We start from the raw sequence: 21,084 nt of genomic DNA on the forward strand, positions 1-21,084 counted from the left end.
TCTGCCCGTTCCAGCGTGTTGTTGCGCCTGCTGCTGTGCTATGCGTTGTGGCTGGCCTTGGCCGGGGGCGTGTTCGCCCAGGACCAGGACACATTGCTGAAGAGCGCCCAGACGCAGCTGGACACCGCGCAGAAGGTGCTTGACCAGGGCGAGGCCGGGCTGGAAAAGGCCGATACCGACCGTCTACGCAAGCTGACCGACTCAGTGGTCGGCGTCCAACGGCAGGCGCAGGAGATTGCACGTCAGCTGGATCCACCGCTCAAGCAAATCAGTTCGCAGCTGGCCGGTCTGGGTGATGTGCAGAACGGCGAAGCGCCCGACCTTAAAAAACAGCGCGAAGCGTTAAAGAAAGAAAAAAACGCGTTGGATGCAGAATTCAAACGCGCCAATCTCCTCGATTCCCAAGCCCGCGAGCTTGCCGACCGCCTGGAACAAAAACGCGCGCAGCTCTTCAGCGTGCAGCTGTCCACGCGCGCTGCCTCACCGCTGTCGCCGGCACTGTGGGCGCAGATCGCGCAGCAATGGCCGGATGACCGTACCCGTCTGCGCGGCGTGTACGACGATACAGACCAGGCGGTGCGTGCCGGCACGGCTGCCAACGGCGTTGGCGGCCTGGTGACGGGTGTGGCGATCGCGCTGCTGCTGGCCTTCCCGTTGCGCATCTTTCTGCGCCATCTGGGGCGGCGCTACGCAGCGTCGCGTGCCCCGGGCGGGCGGTTGCGACGGTCCGGTCTGGCGCTGTGGTTTCTGCTGGTCGGCACGCTCAGTCTGGGCATGGCCGCATGGGTGCTGGCCGAAAGCGTGCGTGCGATTGCCCAGGTGCCGGCCGATCTGGACGAGTTGCTGGGTGCGTTTGTCTTCATCAGCTTCATCGCGGCCTTCGTCGGCTCGCTCAGCGCCAGTCTGCTGATGAAGCACCAACCCACCTGGCGGTTGTTCCCGCTGGACGATGCCACCGTCGATCGGCTGCGCGTGCATTGCCTGGCCACCGCCGCGGTGAGCTGGTTCAGCGGCATGGCGATGAAGCTCAACGAGGTGGCGCGCACCAGTGCCGCCGCCGCCACCGCCACCGACGCGGTGGCCGCATTGTTGTATGCCGGCCTGATCCTCTCGGCACTGGCCGGCCTGAGCCTGTCGTTGCGCGCGCGCGCCGCCAGCGCCGGCGCCGCCAGCGCCGATAGCAGCGAGCCGCCACCGGTGGTCTCGCGTGGCGGCGGCGTCATCGTACTGATCCGCCTGCTGGGGCATGTGGCGGTGCTCGTGTCGCTGCTGGCGGCACTGTTCGGCTATCTCAATCTGTCGCTGTTCATCGCGCGCCAGATCATCTGGATCACGCTGATCTGCAGTCTGCTCGGCTTGCTGGTGGTGTTTGCCGACGACCTGCTCACATGGGTTTTCAATCCGGAAGGGCGCTTCAGTCGCGCGTTGTCGCATGCCTCGGGCATGGGCAGCGGACGGCTGGTGCAGTTGGGCCTGCTGCTGTCCGCGGTAGTACGTGTCGTGTTGATCCTGCTGGGAATCGCGGCGCTGATCACGCCGTATGGCGCCAATCTCTCGGCGGTCACCGGCTGGGCCGAGAATGTCTCGCACGGTATCTATCTCAGCGACGAGCTCACCATCACACCGGCGGCGGCCTTGCGCGCGTTGCTGGTGTTCGTCCTGGGTCTGGGCGTGGTGCAGGTGGTGCAGCAGTGGCTGCTCAACACCTATCTGCCCAAGACCGAGCTCGATGCCGGCGCGCGCAACTCGATCAGCACGGTGGCGCGGTATCTGGGTTGGTTGGTGGTGGTGGTGTGGGGGCTGACCGCGCTGGGTCTGGACCTGAAGCGCTTGGCGCTGGTGTTGAGCGCGTTGTCGGTGGGTATCGGTTTCGGTCTGCAGGCGATCACGCAGAACTTCGTGTCCGGGTTGATCCTGCTGGCCGAGCGGCCGGTCAAGATCGGCGACTGGGTGCGTATCGGCGATCAGGAGGGCGACGTGCGCAAGATCAGCGTACGTGCGACCGAAATCCAGGTGGGCGACCGTTCGACCCTGATCGTGCCCAATTCGGAGTTGATCACCAAGAGCGTGCGCAACATGACGCTGTCCAATCCGATGGGGCGGGTGCAGCTGCAGTTCTCGGTGCCGTTGGAAACCGATGTGGCGAAGGTGCGCGACATGTTGCTGGGCTTGTTTGCCGAGCATGCCAAGGTGTTGGCGGAACCGGCGCCATCGGTGTTCATCGACTCGCTGGCCGGTGGGCACGTCAACTTCAATTCGTTCGCCTATGTCAGCAGTCCGCGCGATTCGTATGGCGTGCGCAGCGAGTTGTTCTTTGCGTTGCTGCAGCGGATGGAGCGTGCAGGCGTCGCGCTGCAGTCGCCGCAGGAAATCCGTTTCAGTCGTGCCGGGGTGGCGGTGGCGCGCGACAGTGGCGAGGACGCGTTGTCAGAGCAGCAGTGATACGGCGTGTGCGCCCCGCCTAACGTGCGTGACGTAGGAGTGCGCCGGCGCGTGTTGGATATCGCCGGTAAGCCTGCAGCGCATGCCAGCGCGCTCCTGCGAGGCCAACGCGTTTGGCAGCAATGCTGGCTTACGAACGGTCGGCCACCGGGGTGTCCTTGACCAGTGCCAGGTCGTCGACGCTGACCTCTTCGGTGTAGTCGAGCCAGGCGCGAATTTCCAGATCCTCCACCGCATGCTCCAGGCCCACCGGCATGCGGATGCGTCCGGCGGCATCGGGCACTACCCATTGCTGGGCCAGCACCAGCTTGCGTTCGGACGACACCGCTTCCACCCAGAACGCGCGGGTGGGGCGACGCTTGGCGTAGAGCTCGAGCATGTAGCGGCCTGCAGCAGTCTTGCGCGCGGACTGGGTGAGCATGATCGGCTGACGCACGCGCGGGCGCGGGCCTTGCGGTGTGGCATCCAGTGGCGCGTCGACGGCGATGCCGCGGGTCAGGTCCGGGTCGCGGTAGAGCTTCATGCGTTGCCGATGATCGACGACCAGCGCGCACCAGTCGCCGTCGGCCGAGCCGTCCTCGAATGCGGTGCAGCGGTCCACATAGGCCAGCGTGCCCTTGCTGTGGGTGCGGTCGAACTGGCGCGAGGTGTTTTCCAGGTACACGGTTTTCAGATGGGTGTCTTCGTCGTATTCGAGCAGCACCGGCGGGCGCACCTGTTGCACGCCCACCACCACATCGCCATTGCCGTTGACGCGCAGCATGCGGGTGCGTTGCCCGGTCCACAGCGTGCGTGCAAAGGCGAGATAGCGCGGGTAGTCCTTGCCGCTGTCGCGACTGGCGGCGACGCTGGCGCTGGGCGGTGCATCGCTGGCAAGCAGCGAGCGCCCAAAGCCCAGGCTGCGCATGCCCGGCTCCAGCAATTGCAGTAGCGTGGCACCGGAATCGAGCGTGCTGCCTGCGCGCGTGAGCACCTGTTGCGGCGCGATGCCCTTGCCGAGAAACAACAGCAGGTTTTCGCGCTTCTGTTTGGCCAGCACATCGCTCAGATCGTTCGGCATGGCCAGATGATCGGAGGCGATCACAATGATGGTGTTGTTGCCGTAGCGGCTGTTGCGGATACGCGCCACCAGCTCGCCGATCAGGCGGTCGCTGCACTTGATCGCATGCAACAGACCGATGTCGCCCAGCGCGCTGTCGTAGCGCTGGCCCTTGCACGCCAGCGGCAGGTGGCCGGCCGGGTGATGGGTGTCCATGGTCAGCGTGGTCAGCATGAACGGTTGGCCGGCGCGCGACAGGGTCTGGAAGCTGTCCCAGGCATCGTCCAGCAACACGTCGTCGTGCACGCCCCATGCGGAAAAGTGCTTGGGCGCCACGCCTTTATCGCGGAAATGCTGCACGTCATCCACCACGTCGAAGCCATGGCTGGACAGGAAACGGCCCTTGCCGGCAAAGCTGGCATCGGCACCGCCCACGTAGTGATTGCGGTAGCCCTGATCCTTGAGATAGTCGCCCAGACAGCGCGCTTCGGGCAGGAACATGCCCATGCGATCCATGCTGTTTTCATCGCCCGGCGCGGTGGTCAGCGGCACGCCGCACATCGAGGCCACCATGCCGGCGATGGTCCACCCGCTGCCTTCGGTGGAACTGAGATTGCGTACGTCCACCGCTTCGGTGGCCAGCGCGCGCAGGTTGGGCATCAGGCCCGGAAACACCGACTCATCGAAGTAGGTGCGCTCCAGGCTCTCGCCGTAGATCCAGACGATGTTCTTGCGCTTTTGCAGCGGTTGCTGCGGCAGCTGATATTCCGGCACCACCGTGGCGTAATCGACCGGGCGCAACTGGTAGTACAGGCGTTTGCCATCGCGATACAGCGGGCTCACCACGATGCTGACCAACAACATGGCCACGAACGATCCGAACACCACACCGCCGCCGCGCGGGCGGCGGAAACGGCGCACCCTGACCAGGATGTGCGGGCTTAACGACAGCAGCAGCATGCCGATGAACACGGCGATATAGCCGGAAAAGTCGCTGACCCCGGCGCCATCCATGTCTGCGCGCAAGTGATACAGCGTGGCCGCATTGATGCCGTCGCCGCTGAGCCGGTCGATCAAACCCCAGGCGCTGAGCAGCAGCAACAATAGCGAAAGTAGGCCTGCCTTGAGCCACGCCAGACGCGGTGAGGCGACCAACAGCCACAGCAATAGCAACAACGAGAACACCAACATCCAATGCATGCGCAACGTCCGTGGGGGAATGATGCGAGCGCGTTCCGGACGCCTTGCTCGCCATGTCCTGTGCGCCACCTGCAATGTGACACCCGGGTGACGGACTATGCCGCGCTCAAGCTGACTGAAATGTTTGTTGCGTTTGGGGTGTGGGTTTAGAGCGGCAAACAATACGTCGCGAGCAGTCGTCAGGTGGGTGTGGACGGCGCACAGGAATAGTTGCCGCACCGAGCGCAGGCCGCGCCCGCCTGGTGGTGAGTACAGTGGTTTTGTTAGCCGCTCTTAATGCGTTGTTCGATGCGGGTGTGTGCATCCGCATGGAGTGTTGTTTGGGTGTGCTATGGGGCGGTGCGTGCGGTGTTGATTCACGGCAGTCGCAGTGGGTGCTGGCAAGATAATTTGGCAATGCGCTGTGCGTGACATATCTGCTGTGCGTGGCCACGACTGGCGGCGGGTGATCGAGATCGGGCGATTACGCCGGATTCGGTCTTCACTGATCGATGCAATCGGTCATACCGTTAGCGGCAGCGTTTGCGTCTGTTTGCGTCAGTGCGTCGTTGAGGGCGATGCGGGGTTTGCGTCACGCCGTCGAGGCTTGATGCGTGAGCTCGATGAGCGGCTTCGCCACGTACACTCACCCCAACCCCTCTCCCGGTGGGAGAGGGGCTTTGTCGAATAGGAGCGCGCTGACTCGGCGGCCGCTATCTGTGCCCGCGCTCTTCGCGTGCGCGTACGCGGCGGTCGAATAGCAGTGCGCTGAGCACGATGCCAAGGCCCAGCACGACGCCGAGCAGAAACAGCACCATCGCAATGGCCGGATAGCCCCACAGTTTCAGGCCGGTTTCGATGCGCATCATCTGCGCCGAGGCCATGATCAGCGCCGCGGTGACGATGCCTGCCGCAACGCGGTTGGCGATCTTCTGCAGGCTTTCCATCAGATGCGATTCTTCCAGCCCGGTGACGCGCATCTGCAGGCGGTTTTCCGCGGCCAGCGACAGGATCTCGGACATGCGGCGCGGACCTTCGCGCACCAGATGCTGCAGTTCCATCGCCTCGCTGGCCAGGTTGGCGGCGGACAGCGATTTTTTCAGCCGCGCGCGCATCACATGCTGCAGGTGGCGTTCGACGATGCGGCGCGTGTCCAGGGTGGGCGACAACGCGCGGCACACGCCTTCCAGATTCAGCAGGGTCTTGCCGAGCAGGCTCAGTTCCGGTGGCGTGCGCAGTCCGTTCGCGGTGGCGATACGCACCAGATCCAGTACCACGCGGCCTTCGGAGGTGGTGTCGTGCGCGGCATAGCGCGCGATCATCTGCCCGGTTTCGCGCTGGTAGCGGTCTTCGTCGTAATCCTCAAGGCGCGTGCTGAGCGCGATGGTCTCCTCGGCCACTTCTTCGCCGCGCCCGTCGACGGCGGCAAACAGCAGCTTGAGCAGCCGCTCGCGCAGACGAGGCGGTACGTGCGCCACCATGCCCAGGTCGAAGATGGCCAGCCGCCCGTCCTGCAACACACGCAGGTTGCCCGGATGCGGGTCGGCATGGATTTCGCCATGCACGAACATCTGATCCAGATAGCCCTTGACCAGCTCCGCCGCCAAATTATCCATCGGCTGCTCGGTGCGACGCAGGCCGGAGATCTTGTCCACGCGCACGCCTTCGGCCAGCTGCATGGTCAGTACCTTGCGGCTGCTCAGGTCCCAGATCGGTTGCGGTATCCACAACAACGGAAACGGCTTGAGATGCTTGCCGAAGCGCACCAGGGTTTCGGCTTCGTCTTCGTAATTGAGCTCGGCGCGCAGGGTCTTGCCGAATTCGCCCAGCCAGTCGGCAAAGCGCACGCGGCGGCCGATGCCGGTGAGCCGGTCGGCGGCGGTGGCAAAGCTCTTGAGGACATCCAGGTCCGAGCGCACTTGTGCGGCGACTTCGGGCTTTTGCACCTTGATCGCCACCGGTGTGCCGTCGCGCAACGCGGCCCGATGTACCTGCGCCAGCGAGGCGCAGCCCAGCGGCACTGGGTCGAAGAACGAGAACGCCTTATTGACCGACACGCCGAGTTCTTCTTCGATGATCTGGCGGATGCGTTCCACCGGCACCGAGCTGGTGTTTTCCTGCATGCGCTCCAGCGCGGAGGCGAACTCCGGCGGCACGATGTCCGGGCGGGTGGACAACATCTGGCCGAGTTTGACGAAGGTGGGGCCTAGCGATTCCAGGTCGGAGACGAACTGGTCCGGGGTGCCTTCTGCCGGTACCTCGTACGCGTTGATGGCGGCCGGGTCCAGGTTCATGCCGGCAAACACCCCCGACCCGCGGTACCGCAGCAGCAGGCGCAGGATCTGCGTACGCCGGCTCATGCCGCCCACCACGGCCTGGTCGGCCGAGTGCGTCGCCGGGGCCGGTGCGCGGTGCGGGTCATTCGGACTCAAGGCCATCTCCGGGGCGTCATGCGAGCAGCGAGTGTGGCCAGCGCGGGGTCGTCAGCCGGTGAATCCGGGTGCGCCGTGGCAGCGTTGCGGGCGCTGCCGGTGCCTGCGCTGGCGCGTGTCTGGCCAGGGGTGGGCAATACCGGCAATCGCCCGACAACGGCACGCAACGACCGCGCAATGGCCTGCCATCACCCAATCCGGGCGCGGGATCGGCGAGAATTCACGCTCACTCACGCACGACCACCCTCGAAGGACCTCCGCATGGCCGGTGCCAGCCTGTTCACCCTGCTCGACGACATCGCCACCCTGCTGGACGACGTTTCCATCCTGACCAAGGTTGCGGCCAAGAAGACCGCCGGCGTGCTGGGCGACGATCTGGCGCTCAACGCGCAGCAGGTGACCGGTGTCAGCGCCGACCGCGAGTTACCGGTGGTGTGGGCGGTGGCCAAGGGCTCGTTGGTCAACAAGGTGATCCTGGTGCCGGCAGCGTTGGCGATCAGCGCGCTGGAAGCCTGGTTGCGCGGACGCGGCTACAACGTGCCGTTGGTGATGCCGCTGATGATGATCGGCGGCGCTTACCTGTGCTTCGAAGGCGTAGAGAAGCTGGCGCACAAGTTCCTGCACGACGCCGACGCAGAAGCGCAGCGGCATGCCGAGCGCACCCGCGCGCTGGCCGACGAACAGGTCGATGTGGTGGCGCTGGAAAAGGACAAGGTCAAGGGCGCGATCCGCACCGACTTCATCCTGTCGGCGGAGATCATCGTGCTGTCGCTGGGCGTGGTCGCAGGCGTGTCGTTCGGGCAGCAGGTGACGGTGCTGGTGGCGATTGCGTTGGCGATGACCGTTGGCGTGTACGGCCTGGTCGCGGCGATCGTGAAGCTGGACGATCTGGGCCTGTACCTGACCCGGAAGGGTGCGTCGCTGGCGGCGCTCGGCCGCGGCATCCTGGTGGCCGCGCCGTGGCTGATGAAGTTCCTGTCGGTAGCCGGCACGCTGGCGATGTTCCTGGTCGGCGGCGGCATCCTGGTCCACAACATCCCCGCGTTGCATCACATCGTGCAGGATCTGACCAAGTCGGCCGGCGCCATGGGCTGGCTGGTCGACGCGCTGGGCAACATGGTGGTCGGCGTGGTTGCCGGTGCGGTGGTGCTGGGAGCGGTCACCGGGTTCCAGAAGCTGCGCGGGAACGCGGCCGCGCACTAAAAGCCGAAACGTGCCACCTGGAATTGCACGGCTTTGACAAGCGTGCATTTTAGGGGGTAAGGACGCGTGATAATCCTTGACAAGCGTCACGATCTACTTGAATGATCGCAAAATCAAGGACGCCTCAGAGGCATGCAATGAGCATCTGCCGTGCAGGGATTGCGCTGTTCGTAGGACTATTTTTTTGTGGCTTGGCAAGCGCTCAATCCAATGTCAAAGCGCCTTGGGAGGAGTACGACAAGCTAAGGAACCTCTGAACAAAGCACGGCAGATGCGCGACACTACCCGCCTCGTGTTGAGGAGTCATCCATGCAACTGACGTTCGGCGACGCTGAGGGCCTGGGCAAGCGCAAGCAGACCCGGCGCGAGATCTTTCTGGCCGAGATGGAGCAGGTCGTTCCGTGGCAGCAATTGCTCGGTCTGATCGCTGCACACTACCCGGTGTCGGGACGGCCAGGTCGGCAGCCGTACGCACTGGCGACGATGTTGCGGATTCATCTGCTGCAGCAGTGGTATGCGTTGAGCGATCCGGCGATGGAAGAAGCGCTGCACGAGATTCCGACCTTGCGGCGCTTTGCCCAGCTCGGTGGGTTGGACGACATTCCGGATGAGACCACGATTCTCAACTTTCGGCGCCTGCTGGAGACCCATGGCCTTGCCGCACGGATGCTGGAAGCGGTCAACGCACATCTGGCGCGCAAGGGCCAGAGCTTGCGCTCCGGCACGATCGTCGATGCGACGCTGATCGCTGCACCCAGCTCGACCAAGAATGCCGACCATGCGCGCGACCCTGAGATGCATCAGACCAGGAAGGGCAATCAGTGGTATTTCGGGATGAAGGCGCACATCGGCGTGGATGAGTTTTCCGGGCTGGTGCACCACGTCCATTGCACAGCGGCCAATGTCGCCGATGTCACGGTGATGCACACGTTGCTGCATGGCAAGGAAGACAGCGTGTTCGGCGACAGCGGCTACACCGGCGCGGACAAACGCGACGAACTGCAGGCGTGCGACGCTGCATTCTTCATCGCCGCCAGGCCCTGGACGATCCACGCCATCGGCAACAAGCGCGAGCGTGCTCGGGCACAGCGTTGGGAACACGTCAAGGCCAGCGTGCGCGCGAAGGTGGAGCATCCATTCCGGGTGATCAAGCGCCAGTTCGGCTACACCAAGGTCCGCTATCGCGGCCTGGCCAAGAACACGGCACACGTGCTGACCTTGTTTGCGCTGTCAAACCTGTGGATGAAGCGAAAGCAGTTACTGCCTGCGATGGGGGGCGTGCGCCTGTGATCCGTGGAATTCCCACGGAAAGCGCCAGAAATGGCGAAACTCCGAAGATCCAAACGCGATTCTCCGGAACGATGCGGACATTCCGCACTCTCAGGCCTCATTGTTCAGACCTTCCCTAATTCACAACCGACAGGCATTGACGGCGCTGGGGCCAACGCTATTTGGTGACCAGGTTGATCTTTACAGCGGTGCGTTGAGTTTTTCGAATGTCGATGTGAATGTCCCAGGCAATGCGCTAGCGATAAGCGTAGGCCGTAGCCTGACGGTTACCAACCGGCAGGGCTATATTCTCACCGATCTTTCCTTCGCCGATTGGGACCTGGAAGTGCCACGCCTGTCTGGCGTGTTTGCCAGTACTACTGGTTGGGCCAGTGCCTGCACGCACAATGGGAATGGTCAGCCTCCCAATGCTCCATCGGCAAGAGGGGCAATGTTCCTGGCCAGCGAGTATTGGCATGGCAATCAGCTCATCATCCCTGGCCGCGGGCGCCAAGACATGCTTGTTGCCAACAACGCCAGTCTGCCCAAGCCGACGAGCGGCGGTCCTTACACCTGGGTCACTCCCGATTTCACATATTTTTCCTGTATTCCCAAGCAGAAAAACGCATCTGGCGAAGGATTCCTGGCGATCAGTCCGGACGGTGTGAAGTATTGGTTCGACTGGCAGGCGCAATACATGGAGCCTACGCTCCAGCGTCCCACAAGCGGTGGCACCAGCGATCTGGGGCGGCGCCAGGCCGTTCTTTACGCGACCCGTGTCGAAGACCGTTTCGGAAACTGGATCACTTACAGCTACAGCAATGCCGCAACTGCACCCGCGCGGCTCAATTCCATTTCCAGTAGCGATGGCCGATCCGTTGCGCTGACCTACAATCAGCGTGGACATATCTCCCGCATCACCAGCGGGACACAGACATGGACTTACAGCTACACCTACCCCTCAACCCAACTTGGCTATCTGACCGCAGTCGATCTGCCCGATGGCAGTCGCTGGTCGTTTGATCTGGCTGCATTGGGGGCGGCAGCAATCGTCTATGAACAGGCGGTGTCGCCAGAAGATATTGTCCGTACGTGCGGCTACCCTGGTTTCATCGTCAGCCCCCCAAAATGCAAGCGGGTCGATCACTCATCCCTCCGGGGCGGTGGGCGAGTTCACGGTGTCTGTGATTGGTCGGGGGCGTTCGAACGTTCCGCGTGTCTGCAACAACTACACCACCCCGAACAATAATCCCAACGACGACATCTCGCGCTACGCGATGACCTACGACAGTTTCGCGCTTACCCGAAAGCGCCTGTCCGGCCCTGGTATCGATCCGGCGGAATGGAACTATGCCTATGGCGGTGTCGCCTCGTTTGCCCCGGGTACTGGTCCCACCTGTACAAGTGGCGATTGTGCGGCGGTGGTGTGCAAGTCCGAGAGCTGTTCAGGCACCCAGGTGACTGAAGTCACCGAGCCTGAAGGCATCTGGGTCCGCTACACCTTCGGCAATAGCTACCGCTACAACGAAGGAAAACTTCTCAAGGTGGAGCGCGGCTCGGGTCCCGCTGCCATCCAGCAGGTCGAGACCACCAACTACCTGTGGCCGTTCGACGGCCAGCCATTCGCTGCCAAGATCGGCAGCACGCAGCAGGACCGGGGCGACGGCTTTTCGTCCGAGTACCTGCGACCTGAAAGTGCAACCAGCGTTTCTCTGGATGGCGTCGTCTTCAATCGCAGGGTGGATGCGTTCGATGCCATGGCTCGCCCGCTGACGACGACCAAATGGAGCAGCCTGGGATTCAGTCGCCAGGACATAGTGACCTATCATGACCAGCCGGCGCTTTGGGTGATGGGGCAAGAGCTACGCCAGCTCAACAACACCACCGGAAGGGTCGTTAGTAATACGGAGTACGATGCTGCCACCGCGCTCCCGCTGCGACAGTATGCCTTCGGCAAGCTCCAGCAGACACTTACTTACCATGCCAACGGCATGGTCGCGAGCGTGGCCGACGGTGCAGGCAACACCACGGCGATTCCATCGTGGAAACGCGGTATCCCCGAGTCCATTCGCTACGCCGACGGTGCTGTTGAATCAGCGGTGGTCGACGACATGGGCTGGATCAACGCCACCAGCGATGAAAATGGCTATTCGGCCTCATATGGCTATGACGCGATGGGGCGGCTGACGCGTCTGGGCTATCCCGCAGGCGATAGCATCGCCTGGAATCCAGCGGTCTCTGACTTTCGCATCGTCAACAGCGCTGAGGTTGGCCTTCCTGCCGGGCACTGGCGTGTCATCACGACCCAGGGAAACAAGCGGGTCACCAGTCATCTCGATGCGCTTTGGCGCCCGGTACTGGAAGAAACAGTCGATCAGGCCGATCCGGGTGGGACGGTGGTGCAGGTCATCAAGCGTTACGACCGAGCAGGGCGCCTGGCATTTCAGTCCTATCCGCAACGTGGGATCTCTGCGTACAACCAGTCCGTCCCTGGAACGCGAACCCAATACGACGCATTGGGGCGGGCCATGCGTGTTGAGTACGACGCCGAGGGCGGTGTGCTGGCAAGTACCACCGCGTACCTGACCGGATTTCAGCGCAGAACCATCAATCCTCGCGGCTACGCGACGACCGAGCGCTTCCAGGTCTTCGATCAGCCCAGCTACGCAGCGCCTGTAGGGATCGACGAGCCGGAAGGCGTTTCGACCACGATCAGCCGCGATGTCTTCGGTAAGCCGCTGGAGCTGGTGCGCTCTGGGCCTGGCCGTTAGCCGAGCGAAATCGTGAATCAGGATGCCGTTAGGCCTTGAGAGGCGTTACGGCACGCGTTAGCCAAACTTTGAAGGCGAGCCGAATGTTGCGTTTTCTCATTATGTGGTGCGGCGGGATGCTGCTGTCCTCGGCCGTGTATGCGCAAAAAGCAAATCCCTACGTCTGGGTGCAATTGAATGCTCCAGCGCCAGGCATGATGCTGACGGCGCCGGCCAGTATTGCGGTCAGTGCCTCCGCCGGTACCATCGATGATGGCGTAAGCGTTTCCAGCATCACGCTTTACCAAAATGGCGTTGTCATCGCGCGCGTGAATAACCAGGAAGCAATTTCGTTTGTCGTCAACGGAGTGCAGGCCGGGACACACCAGTTCTCCGCGCGTGCAACCAGTAATCTTGGCGGTGCTCAAACAAGCCCCACCACTGCGGTTACCGTGGTGCCTGCGGGAGAGAAACCACCGAGCATCGCCTTGAATGCCGCGACCGGCGCACCGTTTTTCGCGCCGGCCACAGTCGGTCTTTCCGCCAATGCCTCCGATAGCGATGGCAATGTTACCCAGGTCGACTACTTCGCCAATGGCGCTGCCATCGGAAGCAGTGGTACTGCGCCTTACGCAATCGCATGGACAGGGGCGCCGGTAGGAAACCACAGCATCATCGCGCGTGCGACCGACAACAACGGCAAGCAGACTACCTCCGCGCCATTGACGGTCAACGTCGAACAATCTGTCGTCACCGGCAATATCGATGGGGTGGGGGCAGGTCAAGGCAATACCTACACCATCATGGGCTGGGCGTGCTCGACCGGACGCAACGCCTCGATCGATGTGCATGCCTACCTCGGCGGTCCGGCGGGCAGCGGTACTTTCTTTGCAGCTGTGTCTGCTAACCAAGCGAGTGAAGCCGGAGTCGCCAGCGCATGCCGCGCACAAGGTGGCGCGTACCGTTTTTCGATTCCGCTGGATGCGGCAGCACGCCAGCGCTACGCCAACCAATTGATCTACATCCACGGAATTTCGCCCGTCGGTGCGGCAAACAACCTGATCGCCAATTCCGGCGCGTTCCGCGTGCCGCCTCCCGTGTCGATCGCGCGGCGCTACGTGTATGACGAGTACCAGCGGCTGTGCAAGACCATCGAACCTGAGACAGGCGCCACGGTGGTCGACTACGACGCTGCCGGCAACATTAGCTGGACCGCCAGCGGCCTATCGCTACAGGATGCGCAGACCTGCAACCGCGAAGAGGCCTTGGCTTCCGGGCGCGTGGTGCTGCGCACCTACGATGCGCGCAATCGCTTGTCCTGGCTGTCCTTCCCCGACAAGAACGGCGATCAGCGCTGGACCTACACGCCCGACGGCCTGCCCGCCAGGATCGAGACCACCACCACCGACGGTGGCGGCAAGACGGTGGTCAACACCTACCAGTACAACCGTCGCAGGCTGTTGATCAGCGAAGGAACCGAAGGCTGGACGAGCTGGAGCGTGGGCTATGGCTACGACGCCAACGGCGCCTTGGCCAGCCAGGTGTATCCAAGTGGCTTATCGGTGGACTACGCCCCGAATGCGCTCGGGCAGCCGACGCGGGTCGGTGGCTATGCCACTGGAGTCGGCTATCACCCCAATGGCGCGATTGCGCGCTTCACTTATGGCAACGGGGTCGTACACAGCATGGCCATGAACGCGCGGCAGCTGCCGGCGATGGTTGTGGACTCGGGTGCGCAGCAGTATCAGTACCAATACGATCCCAACGGCAACGTCAGCGCCATCCTGGACCAGACCCGTGGCGATGGTTATAGCCGCACCATGGAGTACGACGCACGCGACCGGTTGCGGGTGGCGGCGTCGGCCAGTTTCGGCGGCACCGGTGCGCATCGCTACACCTACGACGCGCAGGACAATCTACGCACGCACGTCACCGGGGATACCAGCTACGAGTACTACTACGACGGTGCCAACCGCCTGACCAATCTGATGAACGTCGCCACCGGCGCCAGTGTAGTGGGGCTGAGCTACGACGTGCAGGGCAACCTGTCCAACAAGAACGGCCAGGCCTACACGTTCTCGCAGGGCAACCGGCTGCGCTCGGTGGCGAACAAGGAGTGGTACGCCTACGACGGCTACGGCCGACGGGTGATCGCCTGCGGCAGTGCGGCCTGCAACTATCAGCTGTACAGCCAGCTGGGCCAGCTGCTCTACACGCAAGACGCCAGGAAAGGCATCAACACCGACTACATCTACCTGGCCGGCAGCGTCGTGGCCTTGCGCGCCCGCCCGGCCGCGGGCGGCGCCGAGACCGTGACCTACCAGCACACCGATGCGCTGGGTAGCCCGGTGGCAACGACCAACGCCGCAGGCCAGGTCGTCGAGCGCACCCAGTACGAACCCTACGGCGCGGCGATCGGCAAGACCGTGGATGGCGTGGGTTACACCGGCCATGCGATGGATGGCGGGACCGGGCTGATTTATATGCAGCAGCGGTATTATGATCCGACGATCCCGCGATTCTTGTCCGTTGACCCGATCGCAGTCGATACGGCCACCGGAGGGAACATCAATCGGTATTGGTATGCAGCCAACAATCCCTACAAGTTTATCGACCCGGATGGCCGATGTGAAAAGACTACTGGGTCAAACATCTGTGCTGGTGGCGGGTCCCTGGGGCCGGCCATTCGAGGTGTTCCAATTGGGAGCAAAAGAGCTGTTAATGCAAACAATGCCTTGAGCAGCGAATCATCCGCAGCCTCTTCATCTGGTAACGGATTTGTTTCTGCTTTTTCCGACAGGAACTGGCTGACTGGTGACGGAAGTATCACGGACTTCGGCGCCATCGCACATGACGTCATGTACCCCTTGCTGGACATGCCAGAAGGAGCCGGATTTAAGTTGGCGGGAAGCGGGCTGATGGCAATCAGACTTGGTAGGATGGGCGAAGATGCGGTTCGTGCTTCCTATAATATTGAAGGAAAAGAGTTTTTCTTTGTAAACGGTAGGCTTAGAATAGCTGATGGTTTAAATAGAGGCCTGAAAACTCTAAGTGAAGTGAAAAATACGCAATCTTTAAGCTATACTAGACAATTGCGTGACTACGTTGACTTTGCCAAGTCGCAGGGGCTCCAGTTTAATCTTTATGTTAGGCCTGGAGCTAATCTTTCGAAGCCGCTTCTGGAGGCAGAGGTAGCAGGTGATGTTGTAATTAGGAGAATTCCATGAATAAAAATAAAAACGGGTGGATGACTCTCGAGGAACATCATGCGCAACTTAAGGCTGATGGTAAGTGGGAGGATTATCTTGCAATGAGGGCAGCTAAGGATGAGGCTCATAAGAAACTGATAGAGGACTACGCTAAAGAGTCTGCTCCTGTCGTGGCTGCGCTTAATTTGGCGGGTGTCGAAGTAAATGCGATATGGGAACTGGGGGAAGACGGTAAATTCGACAAAAAAGCAATTCCGGTATTGATCGAACAATTGGCGCACGATTATTCAGACAGTATCAAAGAGGAGATGCTCCGGAAATTGGCAACGCCCCACGCGCGCAACGATTGGGGCCAGCTCTTAGAGATATTCGAAAAGAACAGCCTTAATTTATCCCCGAAGATCAGGTATGTGGCAGCGCTTGCCTTGAGTGGTGCGGCGGACGATACGGTGCTGGACGATGTGATTCGGTTGCTCGGCGACAAGAGTCTCGGAATGGATCGCGCGCCGCTTTTAATCGCCCTAATCCGGTCCAAATCGCCCAAGGCAAAGATGACGCTGCTTGAGTTGCGAGACGATCCCGATCTGGGCAAGCAGATCAAGACCTTCCGGCGCCTCGAAAGGCATCAAAAAGCCATTCCCGCGTCTAAATAGTGCTTCTGCGCCAAACACCTGACCAATCTGATGGATAAGGACTGGTACGCCTACGGCCGACGGGTGATCGCCTGCGGCAGCGCGGCCTGCAACTATCAGCTGTACAGCCAGCTGGGCCAGCTGCTCTACTCACAAGGCGCCAGAAAAGGCATCAGCACCGACTATATCTACCTGGCCGGCAGCGTGGTGGCCCTACGCGCCCGCCCGGCCGCGGGCGGCGCCGAGACCGTGACCTACCAGCACACCGATGCGCTGGGTAGCCCGGTGGCAACGACCAACGCGGCAGGCCAGGTCGTCGAGCGCACCCAGTACGAACCCTACGGCGCGGCGATCGGTAAGACCGTGGATGGCGTGGGCTATACCGGCCATGCGATGGATGGCGGGACCGGGCTGATTTATATGCAGCAGCGGTATTATGATCCGGCGATCGGGCGGTTCCTGAGCGTGGACCCGGTGACAGCGAACAACGGTACCGGAGCGAATTTCAATCGCTATTGGTACGCAAACACGAACCCGTGCCGGTTCAAAGACCCCGATGGTCGGAAGTGCGCAACAGCGGACGGGAAGGACAGTTGTACGTTTGATGAATTTAGAGCGGCTAACAAAACGTAGCGAGCAGTCGTCAGGTGAGTGTGGACGGCGCGGAGGAACCGGAGTGTACGGGTGGTAGATGAGGATTCCGAGCACCGGCCGCGCCCGCCTGGCGGCTGCATAGTAGTTTTGTTAGCGGCTCTTAGAGACAGGAAGGGGAAAGAGGTCACCAGAGAAGCGGCACTGGGGGGGAAGGTATCCCAAGTCTTTGGCCGGGGAGGTCGAATCCTTCGTGCCGAAGCTGCTATGACGACGAAGTATTCCGCTGCGAAAGCGATAGCTGCCAAGGGTGGCGACGTCACGATCAAAGGAAACGAAGGGCTTGGCATACCTGATCAAAAAGTAGGTGGCGCGGCTCTCGTTGGTCGCATGCAATCGATCAAGGTCATCGCTTCTGAAAGTGCGTCCCCTGATTCCGAGCCAGGCTATACGGTGGTTGGCGGAGTGCCTGCGACCGCTGATGGTTCCCCCTCTAATGGTCCGATGAGATTCTGGAGCGACGGTAGTGGGACCGATGTAGGCCAGACGTTCGGGCATGAAATCCTTCATACGATCTACTCGGGCGCTTCTTTACCAAATCGCGGATGGGCTAATCCAAATTTCCAACTACAGCACCAAGCACCTTTTGACCAGGCATCCAATGACATCAAATAGTGATAAGCGCCGGGGCTCTCAGGCATTCCGAGGGATTTCCTTCGCCGCGCTCTGTTTTGCGGTGGTTAGCTGCGCGTCTGCTCCCGCCGGATTGAAGTCTGAGCCCGGAGGAGTTGCTGCTCGCCTAGGGTACGCAGGCTGTACCATCTCGGTACCTCTAAGCCGGGCTGAAGTGGTTGAAAACTCGAAGCTGAGTGGCAATCCCAATCCCGAAGAAAACAATGAATGGATGGCAATGGCCACCGCAATCCGGCCTGGCGATCAGATTCGCTTGGTCAATTGCCTGGGATCAAACAAGGTGGGCGATCAATACTATTACGGCTTGTTCCGCGGCGGCACCGTCATTGCCAGATTTCATCCCATGATTTTCAACTAGACAAACCCGGCTAACTTATGTCCGGTCATTACCTAGTCGAGCACTTGGGTGATAGCGCGTTGCCTGGCGAGCGGTAGCGCTTCGATTCGTTCAAGCGGCTTGCGCAGCTTCTTCTGTGGCCCGCGCTTCTTCGATGCGGCCGCTATCGGCAGCACCGAGACCGGAAGACGCCGCCGGCCCTTTTCGAACGAGTGCTAATCTACACGCAAGACGCTAGGAAAGGCATCAACACCGACTACATCTACCTGGCCGGCGGCGTTGTGGCCTTGCGCGCCCGCCAGGCCGCGGGCGGCGTCGAGACGGTGACCTACCAGCACACCGATGCGCTGGGCAGTCCGGTGGCAATGACCAACGCGGCAGGCCAGGTCGTCGAGCGCACCCAGTACGAACCCTACGGCGTGGCGATCGGTAAGACCGTGGATGGCATGGGTTACACCGGTCATGCGATGGATGGCGGGACCGGGCTGATTTATATGCAGCAGCGGTATTATGATGCAAATGCCGGAAGATTCCTGAGCGTTGATCCGGTAGATGCGGACATGGACAATGGTGCGTTGTTTAAACGATACATGTACGCTGCAAATAATCCTTGCCGATTTTTTGATCCCGATGGACGGTGCACCGGCTCGCGTATAGCAGGTAGTGAAGGGACATGTAAAAGTACAGGCGGGCTGACAACTAAGTCGACGTCAGCGCGTTCACCCGCTGTTCCAGCTGCGCCAAGCACCTCGTACGGGGCCGCAGCGTCGGCTCCCAATCAAGTTAGCGAAAGAACGTGGTTTGATCGGAATGTTGGTGAAAGAAATTGGTTTACGGGTGCAGGTACTTAGGTATCCCCACGTTTTTAAGGTACCAGGGTCATCTGCTCGCGCACTGCGTCGGGCAGTGAGCGCAAGCGTTCTAGCCAGCGTGAGACAGGTTCCATGGGCCAACGTCGGATCAACGCCTCGCGGCCGACACGCAGTGTCGAGTAGAGCTTGCGCTGACTGTTGCGGGGCGACAGCCAGTGCGCGATGCCGGTGGCTTCGCAGCCCAGTCCTGCCAGCCAGCTGGCGAAGGTGGCCAGCGTATTGAGCAACAACAGGATCTGCAAGCGCTCACCGCGACGGGTCAGGCTGTCTTCCATCGCCTGACCGTAGCGATGCGACTTCAGATCCCGAAATGCCAGCTCGATCTGCATCCTTCGTGCGTACAGGTTGACCAACTGCTTTGCGCTGGGCGCTTGCAGTTGTGGGGAGGCGACGATCAGCCACGGCTCGCGCTCACGCGCTGCTGCTTTCAAACTTGATGATGCGCGCGAGACCTTGGCAGGTGAGCGTCGATTGCGTTGCTGACGTCCCTGCGGTGTCTTGGCATAGAGCACCAGACGGCAATCGAGTGGATCGCTGCGATTGGCCTGCATCGGTGGCAATGCGTGTGCACGGTTGGACGCCAGCCCATGCAAGCGTCGGCTATCGATCCATTGCGCTGCATCATCGGGCACGTCTTGCGGCTTGACCTGCGTGCGTCCGCGCAGACGCCCGACCCAATCCCAGCCCATCGCCGAGACCGCGCGAAACCACGGCGTGCGGAATCCGGCATCCGTGACCAGGATTGGACGCACATCGTCTGGAATCAGTTCCTTGAGGTGTTGCAGAAAACGCTTCTCCGCACCAGGCGAGCCTTGCTGTTTCCCAGCAACCACCATGTCCAGCAACGTGAGCGTGCGCCCACCGATCGGCACGGCTGCGCGCAGCAGACACCATGACTTGTCCGGCTTTAGATCGCTCCAGTCGATGACGATCACCGGCTGCGCGCCGCGCAGCAGCCAATGCGCCATGTCCCGCTCGATCACGGATCGTTCGCCCTGCAACGTGCGATTGCGCAGCAGGCGGTCGCATGCCTTGAGGGGCGCACGTACCCGCCTCGCGCCTGGCCATGCGCGTGCAATGTCGATCAAGGTCAGCCGGCCTCCGTGCAACAGCGCCTCAACCGCGCCAAGCAAGGCGCGTCGACGTAATGCATGCATGCCAGAGAGTGAGTGAGACAGGCACTTCTGCAATACTTCGCTGGCGCGCATGGTCGGCACTCTTCTCTGGCTTAGTCACCTTGAAGCGTGCACCATGCGCGCACCTTCTTCCACATCCTGATCCAGCAAGTACTTGATCTCGCAGGAAGAAATGTGGGGAAACCTCAGGTGCAGGTAGTGTTACCGACTTTAGGGCTATTGCTCATGATATAGGTATTCCTCTTCTTAATTCTCCTCAAGGCGGAGCTTTTGCAGCAGGATTAAAGTTTTTACCTGTTCCTGCAGGCGCTGCTTTCAACTGGGCCCGAGCAGGGCATATTTTTAGATTTGCAGCCGGGCATGTTAACCCTACGACCATCTCGTCTCAGGGAGATTTTCTCAAATTTTCAGAGCGGTATCTTCAAATCCCAGTTACCTTCGAGTCGATGCTGTCCAAGCAGGTATAATAACTCAGCAGGCTGCTGATGCTGGTGTTTCAGCATACACATTCAGTGCTCGAAGTGGGCGGCAAATATGGGTCACCGTTCGTAACGGTGAAATCATGAGCGCGGGTGTTAACGCAGCAGGAGCAGTAAAATGACGCTTAATGAAGTGATGGAGTTTGAGCGTGCCAATGAGGTTGTCAAGGCTGCTGATTCCTATGAGATAATCCTGAAAGAGTGTTCGGGAAATTTAAATGCATACATTAATCTTTTAGTCCTGTACTGGCAGTCAACTGACTATGGTTTTTCCTCCTCAAATGGATTGTCACCGGATTTTGTGCGTGTTGCAGGAAATAGGCTGGCAGAGATGTTGAATGGCTCATTGTCAAATTTTTATGATGAGCCGGAATTTCAATTTTGGGCGAAGTACATTGCGTGGGCCGAATTGGGTGAAAAATTCGATATTGAAGAGTGTTATGGGCTGATGCGCCGTAAATTGAGATATTATGAGCCAGCTATGTTTATATATGCCTCCACTGCCGGGAAGCAGGCGGTCAGTGAGGTGGCTGAATTACTCGCCCTAGTCCAAAGTCAGCAGACAATCCGTGATCGTTACATAAACTCTGTAGTTATGGGTATAAGATGTGAATAGCGATGCATTTTATAATTACTTAAGTGCTAATTCCCCGTGTGGCCTATGGTCTATAAGTGGCGGAACTAATGATGCTGAAATTGAAAATCAGACGATGCAGTCAGTAAATGCAACCTGTGCTTCGGGGAGATGTGTGCCATGAATTTAAAGTCTATCCAAGCAAGTTTAATTATGGCCACTATTCTGATTTCTGGTTGCGACAATC

The 21,084-nt window shown here is 60.7% G+C and carries 13 protein-coding genes, 2 other RNA genes and 1 pseudogene; 11 read left to right on the top strand and 5 right to left on the bottom strand.

The genetic code is table 11. The features are described 5' to 3' along the window. Positions 1–18: 18 nt before the first annotated feature. Positions 19–2,442, top strand: a complete 2,424-nt coding sequence (locus ACCQ06_RS02445; RefSeq protein WP_316692482.1) for a DUF3772 domain-containing protein — start codon at positions 19–21, stop codon at positions 2,440–2,442. 130 nt (positions 2,443–2,572) lie between these two features. Here the strand turns inward: ACCQ06_RS02445 and ACCQ06_RS02450 are convergent, their stop codons facing one another. From ACCQ06_RS02450 to ACCQ06_RS02460, 3 genes are all read right to left on the bottom strand, one after another. After that, positions 2,573–4,681 (bottom strand): phosphoglycerol transferase I, encoded by a 2,109-nt coding sequence (locus tag ACCQ06_RS02450; protein ID WP_316690029.1) that lies wholly within the window; start codon positions 4,679–4,681, stop codon positions 2,573–2,575. Between the two features lie 153 nt (positions 4,682–4,834). Continuing rightward, a non-coding RNA gene (locus ACCQ06_RS02455) (sX9 sRNA) lies at positions 4,835–4,914 on the bottom strand. A 459-nt stretch (positions 4,915–5,373) separates the two neighbouring features. Beyond that, the gene (locus ACCQ06_RS02460) at positions 5,374–7,098 is read right to left on the bottom strand and encodes an ABC1 kinase family protein (RefSeq protein ID WP_316690030.1); all 1,725 of its coding nucleotides are present in this window, start codon (positions 7,096–7,098) and stop codon (positions 5,374–5,376) included. A gap of 255 nt (positions 7,099–7,353) precedes the next feature. Here ACCQ06_RS02460 and ACCQ06_RS02465 point away from each other — a divergent pair, with 255 nt between their 5' ends. The 7 genes and pseudogenes from ACCQ06_RS02465 to ACCQ06_RS02495 all read left to right on the top strand — a co-directional run. Further along, complete coding sequence (locus ACCQ06_RS02465; protein ID WP_316690031.1) at positions 7,354–8,295, top strand: DUF808 domain-containing protein; 942 nt, start codon at positions 7,354–7,356, stop codon at positions 8,293–8,295. A gap of 309 nt (positions 8,296–8,604) precedes the next feature. Continuing rightward, the gene (locus tag ACCQ06_RS02470; RefSeq protein ID WP_316690032.1) at positions 8,605–9,585 is read left to right on the top strand and encodes an IS5 family transposase; all 981 of its coding nucleotides are present in this window, start codon (positions 8,605–8,607) and stop codon (positions 9,583–9,585) included. 136 nt (positions 9,586–9,721) lie between these two features. Beyond that, positions 9,722–10,813, top strand: a complete 1,092-nt coding sequence (locus ACCQ06_RS02475; RefSeq protein ID WP_316690033.1) for a hypothetical protein — start codon at positions 9,722–9,724, stop codon at positions 10,811–10,813. Continuing rightward, on the top strand, positions 10,743–12,335 hold the full coding sequence (locus ACCQ06_RS02480; protein ID WP_316690034.1) for an RHS repeat domain-containing protein: 1,593 nt from the start codon (positions 10,743–10,745) through the stop codon (positions 12,333–12,335). Before ACCQ06_RS02475 ends, ACCQ06_RS02480 begins: the two co-directional genes overlap by 71 nt. Before the next feature lie 83 nt (positions 12,336–12,418). Continuing rightward, a complete protein-coding gene (locus ACCQ06_RS02485; protein WP_316690035.1) occupies positions 12,419–15,541 on the top strand; it encodes an RHS repeat-associated core domain-containing protein in 3,123 nt (1,040 codons plus the stop codon). Then, positions 15,538–16,176 (top strand): HEAT repeat domain-containing protein, encoded by a 639-nt coding sequence (locus ACCQ06_RS02490; protein ID WP_316690036.1) that lies wholly within the window; start codon positions 15,538–15,540, stop codon positions 16,174–16,176. Before ACCQ06_RS02485 ends, ACCQ06_RS02490 begins: the two co-directional genes overlap by 4 nt. A gap of 30 nt (positions 16,177–16,206) precedes the next feature. After that, positions 16,207–16,656, top strand: a pseudogene (locus ACCQ06_RS02495) (RHS repeat-associated core domain-containing protein); the annotation flags it as partial. Between the two features lie 116 nt (positions 16,657–16,772). Here the strand turns inward: ACCQ06_RS02495 and ACCQ06_RS02500 are convergent. Continuing rightward, positions 16,773–16,848, bottom strand: a non-coding RNA gene (locus tag ACCQ06_RS02500) — sX9 sRNA. A gap of 165 nt (positions 16,849–17,013) precedes the next feature. Between ACCQ06_RS02500 and ACCQ06_RS02505 the strand changes: the two genes are divergently transcribed. Then, positions 17,014–17,421 carry a hypothetical protein gene (locus ACCQ06_RS02505; RefSeq protein WP_316690037.1) on the top strand — a complete coding sequence of 136 codons (408 nt, stop codon included), beginning with the start codon at positions 17,014–17,016 and terminating at the stop codon, positions 17,419–17,421. Between the two features lie 567 nt (positions 17,422–17,988). Beyond that, the gene (locus ACCQ06_RS02510) at positions 17,989–18,627 is read left to right on the top strand and encodes an RHS repeat-associated core domain-containing protein (RefSeq protein ID WP_316690040.1); all 639 of its coding nucleotides are present in this window, start codon (positions 17,989–17,991) and stop codon (positions 18,625–18,627) included. A 14-nt stretch (positions 18,628–18,641) separates the two neighbouring features. On the opposite strand, the gene ACCQ06_RS02515 is transcribed toward ACCQ06_RS02510, so the two are convergent. Continuing rightward, positions 18,642–19,856 (bottom strand): IS4 family transposase, encoded by a 1,215-nt coding sequence (locus ACCQ06_RS02515; RefSeq protein WP_316686182.1) that lies wholly within the window; start codon positions 19,854–19,856, stop codon positions 18,642–18,644. Between the two features lie 525 nt (positions 19,857–20,381). Here ACCQ06_RS02515 and ACCQ06_RS02520 point away from each other — a divergent pair. Next, the gene (locus ACCQ06_RS02520) at positions 20,382–20,879 is read left to right on the top strand and encodes a hypothetical protein (protein ID WP_316690041.1); all 498 of its coding nucleotides are present in this window, start codon (positions 20,382–20,384) and stop codon (positions 20,877–20,879) included. Positions 20,880–21,084 lie beyond the last annotated feature (205 nt).

The sequence above is a fragment of the Xanthomonas sp. NCPPB 4467 genome (assembly GCF_041475665.2).
In the GTDB taxonomy this organism is placed as follows: Bacteria; Pseudomonadota; Gammaproteobacteria; order Xanthomonadales; family Xanthomonadaceae; genus Xanthomonas; species Xanthomonas dyei.